The sequence below is a fragment of the Rhizobacter sp. genome, assembly GCA_019635355.1.
Taxonomy (GTDB): Bacteria; Pseudomonadota; Gammaproteobacteria; order Burkholderiales; family Burkholderiaceae_C; genus Rhizobacter.
The window spans coordinates 1540865-1558080 of the sequence record JAHBZQ010000001.1; the positions used below are offsets into that span (position 1 = coordinate 1540865).

General features: G+C 70.3%; 14 protein-coding genes. 8 read left to right on the forward strand and 6 right to left on the reverse strand.

Annotation, left to right across the window (positions count from 1 at the left end):
- Positions 1 to 15 precede the first annotated feature (15 nt).
- A complete protein-coding gene (locus KF892_06855) occupies positions 16 to 1353 on the forward strand; it encodes a TolC family outer membrane protein (GenBank protein ID MBX3624714.1) in 1338 nt (445 codons plus the stop codon).
- A 35-nt stretch (positions 1354 to 1388) separates the two neighbouring features.
- Here KF892_06855 and KF892_06860 read toward each other — a convergent pair whose 3' ends face one another.
- From KF892_06860 to KF892_06870, 3 genes are all read right to left on the reverse strand, one after another.
- Positions 1389 to 2657 (reverse strand): 3-deoxy-D-manno-octulosonic acid transferase, encoded by a 1269-nt coding sequence (locus KF892_06860; protein ID MBX3624715.1) that lies wholly within the window; start codon positions 2655 to 2657, stop codon positions 1389 to 1391.
- A gap of 2 nt (positions 2658 to 2659) precedes the next feature.
- Complete coding sequence (gene waaC / locus KF892_06865; protein MBX3624716.1) at positions 2660 to 3631, reverse strand: lipopolysaccharide heptosyltransferase I; 972 nt, start codon at positions 3629 to 3631, stop codon at positions 2660 to 2662.
- Between the two features lie 91 nt (positions 3632 to 3722).
- A complete protein-coding gene (locus tag KF892_06870; protein ID MBX3624717.1) occupies positions 3723 to 5111 on the reverse strand; it encodes a phosphomannomutase/phosphoglucomutase in 1389 nt (462 codons plus the stop codon).
- A 158-nt stretch (positions 5112 to 5269) separates the two neighbouring features.
- On the opposite strand from KF892_06870, the gene KF892_06875 reads away from it, so the two are divergent.
- The 4 genes from KF892_06875 (at position 5270) to KF892_06890 (ending at position 9868) form a co-directional block, all read left to right on the forward strand.
- Positions 5270 to 6769: a DNA-3-methyladenine glycosylase 2 family protein gene (locus KF892_06875; protein MBX3624718.1), complete on the forward strand. Its 1500-nt coding sequence runs from the start codon at positions 5270 to 5272 to the stop codon at positions 6767 to 6769.
- Between the two features lie 12 nt (positions 6770 to 6781).
- Complete coding sequence (locus tag KF892_06880; GenBank protein ID MBX3624719.1) at positions 6782 to 7276, forward strand: methylated-DNA--[protein]-cysteine S-methyltransferase; 495 nt, start codon at positions 6782 to 6784, stop codon at positions 7274 to 7276.
- Positions 7273 to 8175, forward strand: a complete 903-nt coding sequence (locus KF892_06885; protein ID MBX3624720.1) for a DMT family transporter — start codon at positions 7273 to 7275, stop codon at positions 8173 to 8175. The genes KF892_06880 and KF892_06885 overlap by 4 nt, the downstream gene beginning before the upstream one ends.
- A 157-nt stretch (positions 8176 to 8332) precedes the next feature.
- Entirely contained in the window at positions 8333 to 9868 is a 1536-nt protein-coding gene (locus KF892_06890) for an MCP four helix bundle domain-containing protein (GenBank protein MBX3624721.1), read from the forward strand.
- Here KF892_06890 and KF892_06895 read toward each other — a convergent pair.
- Positions 9861 to 12590: a response regulator gene (locus tag KF892_06895; protein ID MBX3624722.1), complete on the reverse strand. Its 2730-nt coding sequence runs from the start codon at positions 12588 to 12590 to the stop codon at positions 9861 to 9863. The genes KF892_06890 and KF892_06895 overlap by 8 nt on opposite strands.
- Before the next feature lie 97 nt (positions 12591 to 12687).
- On the opposite strand from KF892_06895, the gene KF892_06900 reads away from it, so the two are divergent.
- A complete protein-coding gene (locus tag KF892_06900; GenBank protein MBX3624723.1) occupies positions 12688 to 13536 on the forward strand; it encodes an arylamine N-acetyltransferase in 849 nt (282 codons plus the stop codon).
- On the opposite strand, the gene KF892_06905 is transcribed toward KF892_06900, so the two are convergent.
- Positions 13520 to 14692: an MFS transporter gene (locus KF892_06905; protein MBX3624724.1), complete on the reverse strand. Its 1173-nt coding sequence runs from the start codon at positions 14690 to 14692 to the stop codon at positions 13520 to 13522. The two genes, KF892_06900 and KF892_06905, sit on opposite strands and share 17 nt — an antisense overlap.
- 193 nt (positions 14693 to 14885) lie before the next feature.
- Between KF892_06905 and KF892_06910 the strand changes: the two genes are divergently transcribed.
- Together KF892_06910 and KF892_06915 are read left to right on the forward strand one after the other, a co-directional pair.
- Positions 14886 to 15785, forward strand: coding sequence for a ParA family protein (locus KF892_06910; protein MBX3624725.1), 900 nt, complete (start codon positions 14886 to 14888; stop codon positions 15783 to 15785).
- 107 nt (positions 15786 to 15892) lie between these two features.
- A complete protein-coding gene (locus KF892_06915; GenBank protein MBX3624726.1) occupies positions 15893 to 16549 on the forward strand; it encodes a Crp/Fnr family transcriptional regulator in 657 nt (218 codons plus the stop codon).
- On the opposite strand, the gene KF892_06920 is transcribed toward KF892_06915, so the two are convergent.
- Positions 16482 to 17216: a hypothetical protein gene (locus tag KF892_06920; GenBank protein ID MBX3624727.1), complete on the reverse strand. Its 735-nt coding sequence runs from the start codon at positions 17214 to 17216 to the stop codon at positions 16482 to 16484. The two genes, KF892_06915 and KF892_06920, sit on opposite strands and share 68 nt — an antisense overlap.

The window sequence follows — 17216 nt, forward strand, 5'->3', positions numbered from 1 at the left end:
CCCAAGGACCTTTCCATGTCCCCTGCCTTCACGCCACGCCGGCTGGCCCTCGCGGCTGCTCTCGCCCTTGGCGCCCTGTCCACCGCCAATGCGCAATCGCTCCAGGAGCTGTATGACACCGCGCGCGGCTATGACGCGACATATCTCGCGGCCCGTGCACTGGCGGACTCGGCGCAGTACAAGGCGGACCAGGCGCACGCGCTGCGCCGGCCCAACGTCGGCGCAGCCGTGAGCTACGCGCGCACCACCAGCGAGACGCCAGTGAGCGACAGCAGCAACCGCGGCCCGAACGCCACGCTCAACGCGCGGCAGACGCTCTTCAACCGCGCCAACGACGCCACCATTTCCCAAGCCGACCTCGGCGTCGACAGTGCCAAAGCCGACCTCGCGCTGGCCGAGCAGGACCTGATCGTCCGCGTGGCCACCGCCTACTTCGACGTGCTGGCCGCGCAAGACGCGCTCACCACGGCACAGGCCAGCACCAAGGCCATCTCGGAGCAGCTGGCCTCGGCCAAGCGCAACTTCGAAGTCGGCACCGCCACCATCACCGACACGCGTGAAGCACAGGCCCGCTACGACCTCGCCACCGCGCAAGAGCTCGCGGCCGAGAACGACCTCCTGACCCGCCGCATCGCGCTCGACCAGCTCGTCGGCCGCAGCGGCGTGCAGCCCAAGCCGCTGGCCGTGCCGGTCGCGCTGCCCCCGGTGTCACCAGCCGACGTGAACGAGTGGGTCTCGAAAGCCGAGGCTTCGCCGCTCGTGCGCAAGTTCCAGATCGGCTATGAGTCGGCGCAACTCGAAACGAGCAAGGCCCGCGCCGGTCACCTGCCCACGCTCGACCTGAGCGGCAGCGCCGGGCGCGGCCGCACCAATGGCCAGTCGCAGCAGGGCATCGCGCCGACCGTCAACTACTCGGGCAGCACCAGCCAGTCGACCGTGGCGCTGACGCTCAACCTGCCTCTCTTCGCCGGCTTTGCGGTGCAGAACCGCGTGAAGGAAACGCTGCTGCTCGAAGAACAGGCACGCAACAACCTCGAAGCCAACCGCCGCGTGGCCACGCAGAACGCCCGCACCGCCTTCTTCGGCACGCAGTCGCTGCAAGCCCGTGTGAAGGCGCTCGAAGCGGCCGAAACCTCGAGCAAGGTCGCCCTCGACGCCACCCAGCTCGGCTACAAGGTCGGCGTGCGGGTGAACCTCGACGTGCTCAACGCGCAGACGCAGCTCTACAGCACCCAGCGCGACCTGGCGCGGGCCCGCTACGACGTGCTGCTGAACCAGTTGCGCCTGCGCCAGACGGCCGGCATCCTGGCCCCCGCCGACGTGTCGGCGGTCAACAGCCTGCTGGCGAAGTAGAGCCAACCCGTCATTCCCGCGAAAGCGGGAATGACTCAGGGGTGCACCAGCAGCGTCGAGATCAGTTCGGCCATGCGCCCGGCTGCACCCCGGTGCTGGCTCGCGAAGGCAACAGCGCGCTGCGCCACCTGCTCGCGCTCGGGGTGGCCGGCCAGGTCGACCGCACGCGCCACGCCCTCGCCCATGTCGGCCACCCGCAGCGACGCCCCCGCCGCCAGCGACAGCGTCGCCGCCTCGGCGAAATTGAAGGTGTGCGGGCCCATCACCACGGGGCAGCCACACGCGGCGGCCTCGATCAGGTTCTGCCCGCCGAGCGGGGCGAAGCTGCCGCCAAGCAGCGCCACGTCGCTCATGCCGTAGTACAGCGGCATCTCGCCCATGCTGTCGCCCAGCCACACGTCGGCCGACCATGCGGCGTCGGTGGGCTCCGCCGGCCAGGCGCTGCGCCGAGCCAGCGACAAGCCCTGCGCATTGACGAGCCCGGCCACTTCATCGAAACGCTGCGGGTGCCGCGGCACGATGAGCAGCAACGGGCGCTGCGCCGACGGCAGCGCCGCCCAGGCGGCCAGCAGCATCGCCTCTTCGCCTTCGCGCGTGGCCGCGGCCATGACGACCGGGCGCGCCAGCCGCGTGCGCCACGCGCGCCCGCGGGCGATGAGCGCCGGGTCGGGCGCCATGTCGAACTTGAGGTTGCCGCAGACGACCACCTCGCCCACGCCGGAATCGCGCAACCGCGCAGCATCGTCTTCCGTCTGCGCGAGTGCCATGCGCAGCGTGGCCGCGGCCGGGTACATCACCGACGACAGGCGCTGGCCCTGGCGGTGGCTCTTGGCGCTCAGGCGCGCGTTGGCCAGCACCATCGGCACGCCGGCCACGTGGGCCGCGTGCAGCAGGTTGGGCCAGATCTCGGTTTCCATCAGCACGCCGGCCACCGGCTTGAACTGCTCGAAGAAGCGCTGCACCACACCGGGCGTGTCATACGGCAGCCAGGCCTGCACGTCGCCCTCGCGCAGCAAGGCCTTGCCCGCCTCGCGGCCGGTCGCCGTGCTGTGGGTGAGCAGCAGGCGCAGCTGCGGGTGGCGCAGGCGCAGCGCCTCGACCAGCGCCGCCGCCGCGCGCGTCTCGCCGAGCGACACCGCATGCACCCACAGCGCCCCGGCCTGCGCGGCGCCTTGGTAGTCGCCCAGCCGCTCGCCGATCGCATGCCGGTACAGCGGCTCGGCCCGGCCGCGCCACCACAGGCGCAGCACGTAGGCCGGCTTCAGCAGGCGCAGCAGGTTGGAATAGAGATGCCGCGCGAACATGCTCAGCCGCGCTTGGCGCGACGCACCACTTGCCACGTTGCCCACACCAGGTCGACTTCGGGCGTGGGGTCGCGCTCCAGCGCCACCTGGTGATGGTGGCCGTGGGCCGCGAGCGGGCCGGTGCGCCACGCGGTCGGGAAGTTGTAGAGCTGCACATGCGGCAGGTTGAGCGCGACCGCGATGTGGCTCAGGCCGCTGTCGACGCCGATCACGCCCTGCGCCGCCCCGAGCCGGTCGACCAGCGCGTCGAGCGACATCTGCGGCCACACGCCGGCCTTGGGCCCGATCGCGTGGGCGATGCGCTCGGCACGCGCCAGCTCCACCGGCCCCGCGTGCGGCAGCGCCACGGCAAAGCCTGACGCGACCATGCGCTGCCCCAGCTCGACCCAGCACGCCTCGGGCCACAGCTTGTCGTCGCGCGAGGTGCCGTGCACGAACACCACCGTCGGCTGCGCCAGCGGCTCGGCGTGCGACAGCAGGCCGAAGTACGGCGAGCCGCTCACCTGGTAGTTGAGCGCCCGCGCGGCGAGTTCGCGCGAGCGGTCGAGCGCGTGGATGCGCGGTGTGATCTCAATCGTCTGGTCGATCAGCCAGCGCACCGGCCACTCGTAGCCCGACCCTTCTGTCTTGTTGGCGAGGCCGAAGCTCGGCCCCTGCGCCATGCGCGCGACCACGGCCGACTTGGTGAGGCCTTGCAGGTCGATCACTGCGTCGTAGCGCTCGGCGGTGAGCTTGCGCTTGAACTCGCGCCACTCGGCGCGCACGGCGCTCGTCCACCAGCGCTTGCGCCAGCGGCGCTGGGCGCATTCGATCACCTCGCCGATGCCCTGCACCCGGCGCACGAGCGGCGCGAAGGCGGGCTCGACCACCCAGTCGATGCGCGCCCCGCTGTAGACGCTGCGGATGTCGTGCACCACCGGCATGGCGTGCACCACGTCACCCAGCGAAGACAGCTTGACGATCAGGACACGCACAGGCTGGGCAAGAAGTCAGCCGCCGCCGGGCCGCCCCAAGGCGGCTGACCGCCCCCTCGGGGGGCGGGAGCGCAGCGACGTGGGGGCTCCATCAGTGCGCCGCCGCGGCGACCTGCGCGTCGGGCTTGGCCGCTTTGAGCGCCGCCATCATCTTGTCTTCGATGCGGTGCAGCGCCTCCTGCGTGTGGCCCTCGAAGCGCAACACCAGCACCGGCGTGGTGTTGGACGAGCGGATGAGGCCAAAGCCGTCGTCGTAGTCCACGCGCAGGCCGTCGATGGTCACGACCTCGGCGCCGGGGAAGTCGGCGTTCTTCAAGAGCTTCTCCACCACCTGCTTCGGCTCACCTTCGGCGCAGGGCACGTTGAGCTCGGGCGTGTTGAAGCTCGTGGGCAGCCCGTCGAGCACGGCGCTCGGGTCTTTGCTCTTGGACAGGATCTCCAGCAGGCGCGCCGCGGTGTAGGTGGCATCGTCGAAGCCGTACCAGCGCTCCGAGAAGAAGATGTGCCCGCTCATCTCGCCGGCGAGCGGCGCCTTCGTTTCCTTGAGCTTGGCCTTCACGAGCGAGTGGCCGGTCTTCCACATCAGCGGCTTGCCGCCGTGCTCGCGGATCACGGGCGCGAGGCGCTGCGTGCACTTCACGTCGTAGATGATGGTGGCGCCGGGGTTGCGCTCGAGCACGTCGATGGCGAAGAGCATCAGCTGCCGGTCGGGGTAGATGATGTTGCCGTCTTTCGTGACCACGCCCAGGCGGTCACCGTCGCCGTCGAAGGCGAGGCCGATCTCGGCATCGCTCGTCTTCACGGCGTGGATGAGGTCGGCCAGGTTCTCGGGCTTGCTCGGGTCGGGGTGGTGGTTGGGGAAGTCGCCATCGACTTCGGAATACAGCTCGGTCACCTCGCAGCCGAGCGCCCGCAGGATGCCGGGGGCCGACGCGCCGGGAATGCCGTTGCCGCTGTCGACCACGATCTTCATCTTGCGCTTGAGCTTGCAGTCGCTCGCGATGCGGTGGCTGTACTCGGCGAGGATGTCCATCTTCGCGGAGCGGCCCTGGCCCACCACATAGTCTTCGGTCTCGATGCGCGTGCGCAGGGCCTGGATCTCGTCGCCGTAGATCGCGCGGCCGGCCAGCACCATCTTGAAGCCGTTGTAGTCCTTCGGGTTGTGGCTGCCGGTCACCTGGATGCCCGAGTTGCAGCCATGCTGGCCGCGCGTGGCGGCCACGTAATAGAGCATGGGCGTGGTCACGGCGCCGAGGTCGACCACGTCGAGGCCGGTGGACGCGAGGCCGCGGATCAGGGCGGCCACGAGGCCCGGGCCCGAGAGGCGGCCATCGCGGCCCACGGCCACGGCCTTCTCGCCTGCTGCCACTGCCGCGCTCCCGAAAGCCTTGCCGAGGTGTTCCGCAAAGCGTTCGTCGATGGTCTTGCCGACGATGCCGCGGATGTCATAGGCCTTGAAGTTGGAGGCGGTGACTTGCATGCGAGAGTGCTCCTGGAAGAAGTTGGCGGATTCTATAGACGCCACATGACGCCCTCGGGGCGTGGAGCACGGGGCGTTCCACCTCCCGCATGGGCCTGTTTCGGCAGCGGAATGCATGTGTCCGGAAACGGCCAGTCGAGCCGATTCAGCCACCCATAATGAACTTCATGACGCTCGACCACGACGCCTCCTACCAGGTCTTCAAGGCCCGCGATGCCCGCTTCGACGGCCGCCTGTTCGTGGGCGTGACCTCGACCGGCATTTATTGCCGGCCGGTCTGCCGCGTGAGGACGCCGCGCAAGGAAAACTGTCGCTTCTTCTCGAGCCCCGCCCAGGCCGAAGCCGAGGCCTTCCGCCCCTGCATGAAATGCCGCCCCGAGATGGCCCCGGGCCCGGGCCTCGCGTGGACGGTGATGGACGCCTCGCGCACCCTCGCCCGCCAGGCCGCACAGTGGCTCGACAGCCGGCTCGGCGCCGACGACGACGCGCGCGATGCCCCCTCGATGGCCGCGCTGGCCGAGCACCTCGGCGTGAGCAACCGCCACCTGCGCCGCATCTTCGCCGCCGAGCACGGCGTGACGCCGCTGCAATACCTGCAGACACGCCGCCTGCTCCTCGCCAAGCAGCTGTTGACCGACACCCGACTGCCCGTCGCCCAGGTGGCGCTCGCGAGTGGCTTTCGCAGCCTGCGCCGCTTCAACGCGGCGTTTGCCGACAGCTACCGCATGAGCCCAAGCCGCCTGCGGCAAGACGCCGACGAAGCGGCCGACCTGCCCGCCGACCAGGCGCTCTGCGTGAGCCTCGGCCTGCGCCCGCCCTACGACACGGCGGCGATGCTGCGCTTCCTCTCGCTGCGGGCGATTCCCGGCGTCGAGCAGGTCGACGGCCTGTGCGTGCGGCGCAGCCTGCGCGCCGGGGCGATTGCACAGGGTGCCGGCTGGTTGCAGGCCGAGTTCGTGCCCGAGACCGAGACCCGCGCGGCCCACGTGCGACTGCAGTTCGCGCCCTCGCTCGCCCCGCACAGCGCCCGCGTGGTGGCCGGCGTGCGCCGCTGGCTCGACCTCGACGCCTCGCCCGACACCATCGACGACGCCCTCGCCGGCCTGCCCGGCGGCCCGGGCCTGCGCCTGCCGGGGTGCGTCGACAGCTTCGAGATGGTGGTGCGCGCCGTGCTCGGCCAGCAGGTCACGGTGGCCGCGGCGCGCACGCTCGCCCGCCGCTTCGCCGACCGTTTCGGCGAGCCCATCGCCACGCCGTGGCCCGAGGTCACGCACACCTTTCCGTCACCGGAGACCATCGCGGCAGCGCCGGTCGAGCGCATCGCCGAACTCGGCATCATCCGCGCCCGCGCCGGGGCCATCCTCGCGCTCGCGCAGGCCTGGCCCGAGGCTTCGCGCCACCTGCATGAGCGGCGTGAGCCCGCCGCGCTGATCGAGATGCTCAAGACGCTCCCCGGCATCGGCCCTTGGACGGCGCACTACATCGCAATGCGCGCCCTCAGCTGGCCCGATGCCTTCCCGCCGAACGACGTGGCCGTGCTCAACGCGATGAAGCCGCTCTTCGGCACCACCACCCAACGCGAGGCCGACGCCATCGCCGAGCGCTGGCGCCCCTGGCGCTCGTATGCCGTGCTGCGCCTGTGGAACTCGCTCGCCTGACTGGAGAACACCATGCCCACCCTCCGCCGCATCACCGCCCAGGCCACCTACACCACGCCGCTCGGCCAGGTGCTCATCGCCCGCACCGAAGGCGGCCTGGCCGGCCTCTGGTTCGAATCGCAGAAGTGGCACCCCGCGCCGATCGACGCCCCGGAGCGCCCCGACGACCCACTGCTGCGCGAAGCCGCCACGCAGGTCACCGACTACTTCGCCGGCCGCCGCACCCGCTTCGAGCTGCCGCTCGACCTGCAAGGCAGCCCCTTCCAGCAAAGCGTGTGGCAGGCCCTCCGCAACATCGAGTGCGGCGCCACCAAAAGCTACGCCGACATCGCCCGAAGCATCGGCTTGCCGCAGGCCGTGCGCGCCGTGGGCGCGGCGGTGGGCCGCAACCCGGTCAGCGTGATCGTGCCCTGCCACCGCGTGCTCGGCAGCGGCGGCCAACTCACCGGCTACGCGGGCGGCCTCGACCGCAAGCGCGCGCTGCTCGCCCACGAAAGCACCCGATGAAGAAAACAGACCTGCTCGAACTCGTCACCCTCGCCGCGCTCTGGGGCGCCTCGTTCCTCTTCATGCGCCTGGGTGCCGGCGAGTTCGGCCCGGTGGCTCTCGCCTTCGTGCGCGTGGCCGTGGCCTCGCTGCTCTTGCTGCCGCTGCTGGCCTACCGCGGCCAGCTGTCGGGCCTGCGCCAGCACTGGCGGCCGCTGCTGGTGGTGGGCCTCACCAACTCAGCCCTGCCTTTCATGTGCTTCAACTACGCAGCGCTCACCATCAACGCCGGGCTGTCGGCGGTGTTCAACGCGACCACGCCGCTCTTCGGCGCCGTGTTCGCCTGGCTGTGGCTGAAAGACCGGCTCGACAGCGCCCGCGTCGCCGGCCTCGCCATCGGCTTTGGCGGGGTGCTCTGGCTGGTGTGGGACCGCGCCGGCCTGAAGCCCGGCGCCGTCGAGGCCAGCGCCGTCGTCCCGGCCGTGCTGGCCTGCCTGGTGGCCACGGTGCTCTACGGCTTCTCGGCCAGCTTCACCAAGCGCTACCTGACGGGCGTGCCGCCCCTGGCCGTGGCCACCGGCAGCCAGCTCGGGGCATCGATCTTCCTGCTGGCGCCGGCCATCGTCTGGTGGCCCATGCAGATGCCCAGCACCAGCGCCTGGGGCTACGCGCTGGTGCTGGCCGTGGCGTGCACGGCACTCGCGTACCTGCTCTTCTTCCGCCTCATCGCCCACGTGGGGCCGGCGAATGCGATCTCGGTCACCTTCCTGATCCCGGTGTTCGCGGTCGTGTGGGGCGGCATCTTCCTCGGCGAGAAGGTCGACCTCACGATGACGCTCGGCTGCGCCGTCATCCTGCTCGGCACCAGCCTCGTGACCGGGGTGCTCAAGCTGCCGAAACGGGCCACCGGAACGGCCTGAACGCACCCTTCCGGTGCGCACTGAATTGAACAAAATGAAATAGCCGCCTTCTCCGTCCGATATCGCTCTTTAGCGGCCCCCACCCGGCCCCGATAGTGAGGGCTGGAGACATGCCTGCCACCGCACGCATGAACGGTTATCACCGACGGAGAGACCCATGAACAAACTCAGCATCAAGGCCCGGCTGATCGCACTCGTCAGCGTGTTGCTGGCGCTGCTGCTCATCTCGGCAGGCTCGTCCATCTACCGCCTGAGCGAAAGCAACCAGCAGCTGGGCAGTGTCTACAACGACCGCGTGGTGCCGCTCAAGCAGCTCAACGAGGTGGCCGACGGCTACTTCATCGGCATGGTCGACACCGCCCACAAGACGCGTGACGGCGCCATGAAGCCGGCCGACGGCCTGAAGGCCCTGGCCGGCGCCCGCGCGAGCATCGAGAAGAACTGGAAGGCCTACATCGCCACCGAGCTCGTCGACGAGGAGAAGAAGCTGATCGCCACCATCGAGCCGGCCATGAAGGTGGCCGATGCCGCGTCCAAACGGGTGGAAGAGTTGCTCACGAAGAACGACCTCGAAGGCCTGCGCAGCTTCACGGCCAAGGAGATGTACCCCGCGGTCGACCCGCTGTCCGACAGCCTGAACAAGCTCATCAACGTGCAGCTCACGGTGGCCGAGCAGGAATACAAACAGGCGCAGGCCGACTACGAAGGCGTGTTCTGGCGCAACATCATCGTGAGCGGCATCGCCGTGCTGCTGGCCGCGGGCTTCGCCTGGACGTTGATCCGCCGCATCTCGCAAGGCATCGGCGAAGCGGTGCGCGTGGCGCAGACGGTGGCCTCGGGCAACCTCGGCTCGCGCATCGAAGTGAAGACGCAAGACGAGACCGGGCAGCTGCTGGCCGCGCTCAAGCACATGAACGAGAGCCTGGTGACGGTCGTGGGCCAGATGCGCAACAGCGCCGACTCCATCGCCACCGGCTCGGCCCAGATCGCCACCGGCAACGCCGACCTGAGCCAGCGCACCGAAGAGCAGGCGAGCAACCTGCAGCAGACGGCCGCCTCGATGGAGGAGATCACCTCCACCGTGCAGCAAAGCGCCGACACCGCCCGCCAGGCCACGCAGCTCGCCAGCAGCTGCTCGGCCGTGGCCGCGCAGGGCGGCGTGGTGGTGGGCCAGGTCATCACCACGATGGACGCCATCACCGCCAGCTCGCGCAAGATCGCCGACATCATCAGCGTGATCGACGGCATCGCCTTCCAGACCAACATCCTCGCGCTCAACGCGGCCGTGGAAGCGGCGCGTGCCGGCGAGCAGGGCCGCGGCTTCGCGGTGGTGGCCGGCGAGGTGCGCACCCTGGCCCAGCGCAGCGCGCAGGCCGCGAAAGAGATCAAGAGCCTGATCGGCGAGAGCGTCCAGAAGGTGGAGAACGGCGCCCGCCTGGTCACCGAAGCGGGCCAGACGATGGACGACATCGTGAACCAGGTGAAGCGCGTGACCGACCTCATCGGCGAGATCAGCAGCGCGAGCACCGAGCAGAGCGCCGGCATCGGCCAGATCGGCGATGCCGTGGCCCAGCTCGACCAGGTCACGCAGCAGAACGCCGCGCTGGTGGAAGAAAGCGCCGCCGCCGCCGAAAGCCTGAAGCACCAGGCCGCGACGCTCGCTCAGACGGTGGCCGTCTTCAAGCTCAGCTGACCGCCAACTTCGCCAGCAGCCGCTTGAGGTCGGCCGTGAAACGGTCGAAGTCGAGCGGCTTGGTCCAGTAGTCGTGCGCGCCGCTGTCGCGCGCCAGGGCCACCTCTTCCGGCATGGCGCTCGCCGACAGTGCCACCACCCGCAGGTGGCGCGTGCGGTGATGCGCACCCAGCTCTTCCAGCACCTCGGGGCCGCTCATGTCGGGCAGGCGCATGTCGAGCAACACCAGGTCGGGCTGCAGCGCCTGCGCGAGCTCGATGCCCTTCTCGCCCGTCTCAGCCTGCAGCAGGCGCACGCCCGGCCAGCGCAGCAGCAGCTGCTCCACGAGCAGCAGGTTGATCGGGTTGTCTTCGATGTAGAGCACGGTGCCTTCGGGCTCGTCGTCGCCGGCCCCCGCCGCAGAAGCGCCGGGGGGAAGCTGCGGCATCGCGGGCGGCGCCGCGTCGGCCCGCATCAGCGCCACATGCACCGTGGTGCCGCAGCCTTCCTCGCTTTCGACTTCGAGCTCCCCGTCCATCAGCATGACCAGCTGGCGCGTGAGCACGAGGCCGATGCCGGTGCCTTCGATCTCGCTGTACTCGCGCCCGAGGCGGTTGAAGGGCTCGAAGAGGCCGTCGAGCTGCTCCTGCGTCATGCCGATGCCGGTGTCGGCGATGGACACGCCCACACGCGGGCCCGAGCGCTCCACCGCCACGCTCACCACGCCGCCGGGCCGGTTGTACTTGATGGCGTTGCTCATCAGGTTGACCAGCACCTGGCGCAGGCGCACCGGGTCGGCCATCGCGTAGGCCGGGCCGTCGCCGTCGTGGCGCTCGACCCGGATGCCGGTTCGGTCGGCCAGCGGGCGCACGAGCTCGCCCACCTCGTCGAGCAACTGCAGCAGGTCGACCGCGCGCAACTCCACCCGCAGGTGGCCCGATTCGATGCGCGAGACGTCGAGCACGTCGTTCACCAGCGCCAGCAGGTGCCAGCCGGCCTGGCGGATGGATTCGATCTGCTCGCGCTGGCGCGGCGTGAGGGGCTCCTGGGCATTCGACTGCAGCAGCTGCGAGAACCCGAGCACGGCGTTGAGTGGCGTGCGCAGCTCGTGGCTCATGCGCGAGAGGAACTCGGTCTTGGCTCGGTTGTGGGCTTCGGCATCTCGCTGCGCCTGCTCGGCGCGCTCGCGGCGGCGGCTCTCGGTGATGTCGAGGCTCACCGCCAGCGCGCAGGGCTCGCCCATGTAGTCGATGCGCGCGGCGTTGGTGAGCACGTCCAGCACCTCGCCGCGCACGTTGCGCACCTTGGTCTCGAAGTTGCGCACCGAGTGCTGCGCCTCGAGCAGGCGGAAGAAACGCTCGCGCTCGAGGCGGCCGAAGCCGACGTTCATCTCGGTCGTCGAGCGGCCGACCATCGCCTCGGGTGCCATGCCGTAGCGCTCGCCGGCCGCCGTGTTGGCCAGCACCAGCAGGCCGCTGCGCAGCGAGGTGAGCGTGATCGACACCGGGATCATGTCGAAGATCTGCCGCACCCGTGCGTAGCTTTCCTCCACCTCGCGCTCGGCCGCGGCGTGGGCAGCATCGCGGTCGATGTTGTCGAGCGCAAACGACAGGTCGCCCGTCATCTCTTCGAGCAGCGCGAGGCGGGCCTCGTCGAAGAAGCCGACCTCACCCACGTAGAGGCCGAGGCAGGCCACCACGGCGCCGGCGCGGCGCACCGGGAAGGCCCCCATCGCGCACACGCCCTGCTCCAGCGCGCGCGCACGGAAGCGCGCCACCCGCGGGTCGTGCTGGAAGTCGTTGGAGATGGCCACTTGCCCGTGGCGCAGCGCGAGCGCGACGGGCCCTTCCTGGCCGGGGGGGTCGAGCTTCAGGTCGAGGCCGGCCATCATCGTGTCGGCGGGGCCCGCCGAGGCGACGATGCGGAAGCGGTCGGGCCCCTCGGGCAGCATCAGCGTGGCCACACGCGCCAGCCGCGTCTCCACGCAGATGCGGCAGATCTCGCTGAACATCTGCGCTTCGTCGTGCACCCGCACGATCATCTGGTTGGTGCGCGAGAGCGCCGAGTAGCACAGCGACAGCCGCTCCGCCGCCAGCTCGCGCTCGCGCAGCTCGCGGGTGTAGCCGATGGCCACGAGCCACGCGAGGCCCATGCCTGCCGTGCCCGCCAGGCCCAGCAGCACGACGAAGGCCCAGCGCGCGGCGTTGTAGCTGCCGTGACTGGCCCGCGCGGCGGCCAGCGTCTCGTCGGCCTGCAGCTTGATCAGCTCGCCAAGCACGTTGGCCAGCGGCTGCACGGTCGCGTGCAGCTCGGTGTCGGCCGGCCGCGGGGTGCCGTCGGCCACCGCCACGGCGTAGCGCACGAGCAGCTGCTCGGACGCTTCGAAGAGCGGGTCGGCGCGCGCCACCAGCAGCTTCTCGCGCTCCACCAGGTAGGTGGCCTTGTAGCGCAACCACTCCTCGCGCGCATGGCGGCGCGCGGCGTCGAGCTGGCCCAGGGCCTGCTCAGTGCCGATGGCGCCGTCTCGCAGGTCGCGCGCAAGGCGGGGCAAGTCGACGGCGTAGGTGTCGGACACCTTGCGCAGCTGGAAGAGTGGCAGCACACGATCGTCGTACACGCTCTGCACCGACAGGGTCACCCCCCGCAGCTGGACCAGCGCATACCCCGCCGCCAGCGCCATCAGCGCGAGCAGCAATGCCAGCAGCAGCGCCAGCCGTGCGCGAATTCCAAGGCCTTTGTCCACAGGCATTCCCTTCCCTTGGGGCGGAGCGTGAACCTGCCCAGGCGCTGCGTCAACGGGGGCAACGGCACAATGCCTCACCCTCACCACACTGCGGCACATGATCGATCTCGAGGCCTATCTGCGGCGCGTGGGCCACACCGGCAGTCGCGAGCCGAGCATCGAGCTGCTCGCGGCGGTGTGCACTCGCCACCCGGCCCACATCCCCTACGAAAACATCGACCCGCTGCTGGGCACGCCACCCTCGCTCGACCCCGCGGCGGTGGCTGAGAAGCTCCTGCACCGGGGCCGCGGCGGCTACTGCTTCGAGCAGAACCTGCTGCTCAAGCTCGCGCTGGAAGCGCTGGGCTTCGAGGTCGAGGCGCTGGCCGCACGCGTGGTGTGGATGCGCCCGCCCGACGCACCGCTGCGCCCGCGCAGCCACATGCTGCTGAAGGTGACGGTGCCCGTCGACGGCGGCACCCGCACCTACATCGCCGATGCCGGCTTCGGCGGCAACCTGATGGACACGCCGCTGCCGCTCGTCATCGACGAGCCCCAGCGCACACCCCATGCGCTGCTGCGCTTCACGCTGGATGGTGAGGTCTACACCGCCGAAACCCGCCTGCCGGCCGGCTGGATGCCGATGTACCGCTTCACGCTCGAGCCGCACGCGGCCGCCGACTACGAGCCGCTGAACTGGTTCACCGCCACGCACCCCACGTCGATCTTCTGCCACAACCTGCTCGTGGAGCGGGTGGCGCCCGAGCTGCGCGTGGGCCTCTTCAACGACCGGCTGGTGCAGCGCCGCCCGGGCCTGCCGCCCACGACCACGCGCCTGGCGACGCGGGAGGCGTTCGACGCGGCGTTGCAGCAGCATTTCCAGCTCGAACTGGCGCCAGCCACGCGCGAGGCCCTCTGGGCGAAGCTGCCCAAGGGGCTCGACCAGTTCGTCACGCCTTCCGCGTAGCCTTCCGCGCGCGGCTGAAGAGCCACCAGGCGATGCTCAGGTTGAGCGCGTTCCACGCGATGCCGTTCAGGAAGGCGGCGTGGTACGAGCCGGTGAGGTCGTACACCTTGCCCGACATCCAGCCGCCGAGCGCCATGCCCAGCAGCGTGCACATCAGCACCGCGCCCACGCGCGAGCCGGCCTCGGCCGGCGGGAAATGCTCACGCACGATGATGGCGTAAGACGGCACGATGCCGCCCTGGAAGAGGCCGAAGAGCCCCGAGATGATGAAGAGCGGCACCAGCCCGTCGAAGGGCAGGAAGAGCAGCAGCGCCACGCCCTGCAGCGTGGAGCCCAGCAGCAGCGTGCGCAGCCCGCCGATGTGGTCGCAGATCCAGCCCGACACGAGCCGGCTCACGATGCCCAGCCCCAGCATCAGCGACAGCATCTGCGCCCCGCGCGCCGCGCCGTAGCCGAGGTCGCCGCAGTAGGCCACGATGTGCACCTGCGGCATCGACATCGCCACGCAGCACGACACGCCCGCCACGCACAGCAGCAGCTGCGCCTTGTTCATGGACAGGCCGAAGGGCCGGTCGCTGGCGACCACCGCACCGCCCGGCACGGCGGAGACCTGCGCCGTGGGCGGCCGCGGGCGCAGCATCAGGGCGATGAAGGGCATGGTGAGCACGCAGAAGGCGCCGATGCCGAAATAGGTGTGGCGCCAGCCCACCGCCTCGTTGAAGTGCTGCACCACCGGCGGCCAGATGGCCCCGGCCAGGTAGTTGCCGCTGGCGCAGATGGCCACCGCCGTGCCCCGCCGCTTCACGAACCAGAGCGAGGTGTCGGCCACCAGCGGGGAAAACGTGGCCGAGCTGCCCAGCAGCCCCAGCAACACGCCGTGCGCCAGCGCGAAGACCCACACGTTGGGCGCAAGCCCGGCGGCCAGGTACCCGAGCCCGAGGCCGGCACTGCCGATCAGCACCGGCACCATCACGCCGTAGCGGTCGGCGATCCGGCCCATCAGCATGCCGCCCACGCCGAAGCCGATCAGGAGCGCCGTGTAGGGCAGTGAGGCGTCGGCCCGCGCCACGCCAAACTCGGCCTGCACCGAGGGCAGCACCACCGCGACGAGGTACATGCCACCGCTGCCGATGGTCATGAGCGCCAGGGAAGCCATCAGGCGTATCCAGGCGTATCGGGAGTCAGGAACTGCTTGCGTCATGCCGATATCAGAATCGAAGGCGAGTATCGAAGGCGGCAACACTTGGCATCTACAAGGGCTGCCGCCTATGGGAGCCGCACTGGTTTGGTGATTTAATGACCCGCCACCGTCTTTGCGCGGATGGCACAGCCTACAGACACAGGTTTCAATGCCCGTCGTTGCAGTCGTCAATCGAAAAGGTGGAAGCGGCAAGAGCACGCTGGCCACCCATTTGGCCGCGCATCTGGCGCACGACGGCATTGCCGTGATGCTCGGCGACGTGGACAAGCAACAGTCCACCCAGGCCTGGCTGCGGCTGCGCAGCAAGCAGAACGTCACCAACAAGGCCCCCATCGTCGGCTGGACGGTCGACGCCCGCAGCGTGCTGCGCTCGCCTCCGGGCGTGAGCCACGTGATCCTCGACACCCCGGGCGGCCTGCGCGGCTTCGACCTCGCCCGCGTGGCGATGTTTGCCGACGCGATCGTGATGCCCGTGTGCAACTCGGTCTTCGACCGCGAATCCGCCGCCGACTGCTTCGCCGAGCTGATGACCCTGCCGCGCATCGCCAGCGGCAAGTGCAAGGTGGCCGCGGTGGGCATGCGGCTCGACGCCCGCACCAAGGCCGACGAGACCCTGCGCGACTGGGCCGCCAAGCACGAGATCCCGTTCATCGGCGTGCTGCGTGAAACGCAGGGCTATGTGCGCTGCGTCGAGCAGGGCCTGACCCTCTTCGACCTGCCCGCCTCCAAGGTGGAAGCCGACCTCGCCCAGTGGCAGCCCATCCTCCAGTGGCTGCGCCCGGTGCTGCACCCAAAGCCCACCGCCCCGCTCACCCGGCCGGTGGCCACCGGCCAGTCGCCCGCACCGCTCGGCCACCGGGCGGCCAGCCTCCAGCCGGCCCAGGGGCCGCTGCTGCCGGCCGCCGCGGTGCCCGCCGCTGGCACGGCGCCCGTGGCCCGCGCCGCAGCGCCCGCCCCGGCAGGCGCCCCGGCACGCAGCCCCTCGATGGCCGGCCGGCTCGGCGGCTGGCTCGAAAGCTTCAGCGTCTCGCGCCTGCTGCAGCGCTGACCGCGCCTGCGGTTTCTTGACGCCCATCAAGCGGGCACCCCGGGTCGGCCGCCACCATCGGCCTCGTGCTGAGCCCCCGTTCGTTCGACATCCCGCGCTTTCTTTCGATGCTGCCCTTGTTTTCGGACATCGGCCGGCCCGAGCTGGAGCGCCTGGCCGCTGGCTGCCACATCCGCCGCGTGGAGCGCGGCGAGATGGTGTTCCGCGTGGGCGACCCCTGCCTGTCGTTCCAGGTGGTGGTGAGCGGGCAGGTGAAGCTCTTCGTGATCTCGCCCGACGGGCATGAGAAGGTCATCGAGCTCATTGGCCCCGGCGGCAGCTTCGCCGAGGCGCTGATGTTCCTGGGCAAGCCCTGCATGGTCAACGCGCAGGCGCTGGCCGAGACGGTGCTGCTCGACGTGCAGCGCGACGTGGTGGTCGACGAGCTGCAAGGCGACCCGCGCTTCGCCATGCGCATGCTGGCCGGCCTGTCGCGCCGGCTGCACGGCCTGGTGCACGACGTGCAGGCCTATTCGCTGCAAAGCGGCCTGCAGCGCGTGATCGGCTACCTGCTGCGCGACCAGGCCGCAGAAGACTGCGTGACCGGCGAGGTGGTCACCGTCTCGCTGCCCGTGAGCAAGGCGACCGTGGCCTCGCGCCTGTCGCTCACGCCGGAATATTTCTCGCGCGTCCTGCGCGAGCTGGAAGAGGCCCGCCTCATCGAGGTGGACAAGCGCGACATCCGCATCCTCGATCCGCAGCGCCTGGCGGCGTATCCGGCCTGAGGGCCTCCCGCTCTTCGACCACGCGCCAGCGCACGGGGTCGACCACCAGCAACCGGTCGCCACACGGCAGCCACCAGCGCATCGCGCCACCTTCGCCGCGCAGTTCGGCGCGCTCCAGCCGCGGCTCGCGGCAGGGCAGCGGCGCGATCTGGCGCCGCACGTCGAGGTGCACGATCGCCACGCCCTCGGGCACCACGCCGGCCAGCCACGGCACGCGCGGGTCGGCGAAGCGCAGGTCGGGAAACGGTGGCCCGATGCGCGCACGGCTCGGGTAGAGGAAGCCACGGCGGGCAATCGCTTCGCCCATGCGGTAGTCGTGCACGAGGCCGTCGTACACCGGCGGGGCCTGCGGGTCGAGCGACAACTCCCACACTTCGCCGAGCGCCGGCCAGGCCGCCACAATGCTGCGCCGCTGGGGCATCGCGAAGAGCGCCGTCGCCGGGCCCTGCAGGCGCCCGTCCAGGCTACGGCCTTCGAGGCGCCGCACCAAGCCCACGCCGGTTTCGTAGATGCTGAGCGCCGCGTCGTGGGCCTCGACGACATAACGCCCACTGTCGGTGGACAGTCTCAGCGCGGCCTCGGGTGCTGCGCAGTCATCCTCCTGCGCAGCGTGCAAGGCGCCCGCGGCCAGCAGCAGCGCCAGCACACGGCGCCTGAAGATCTTCAC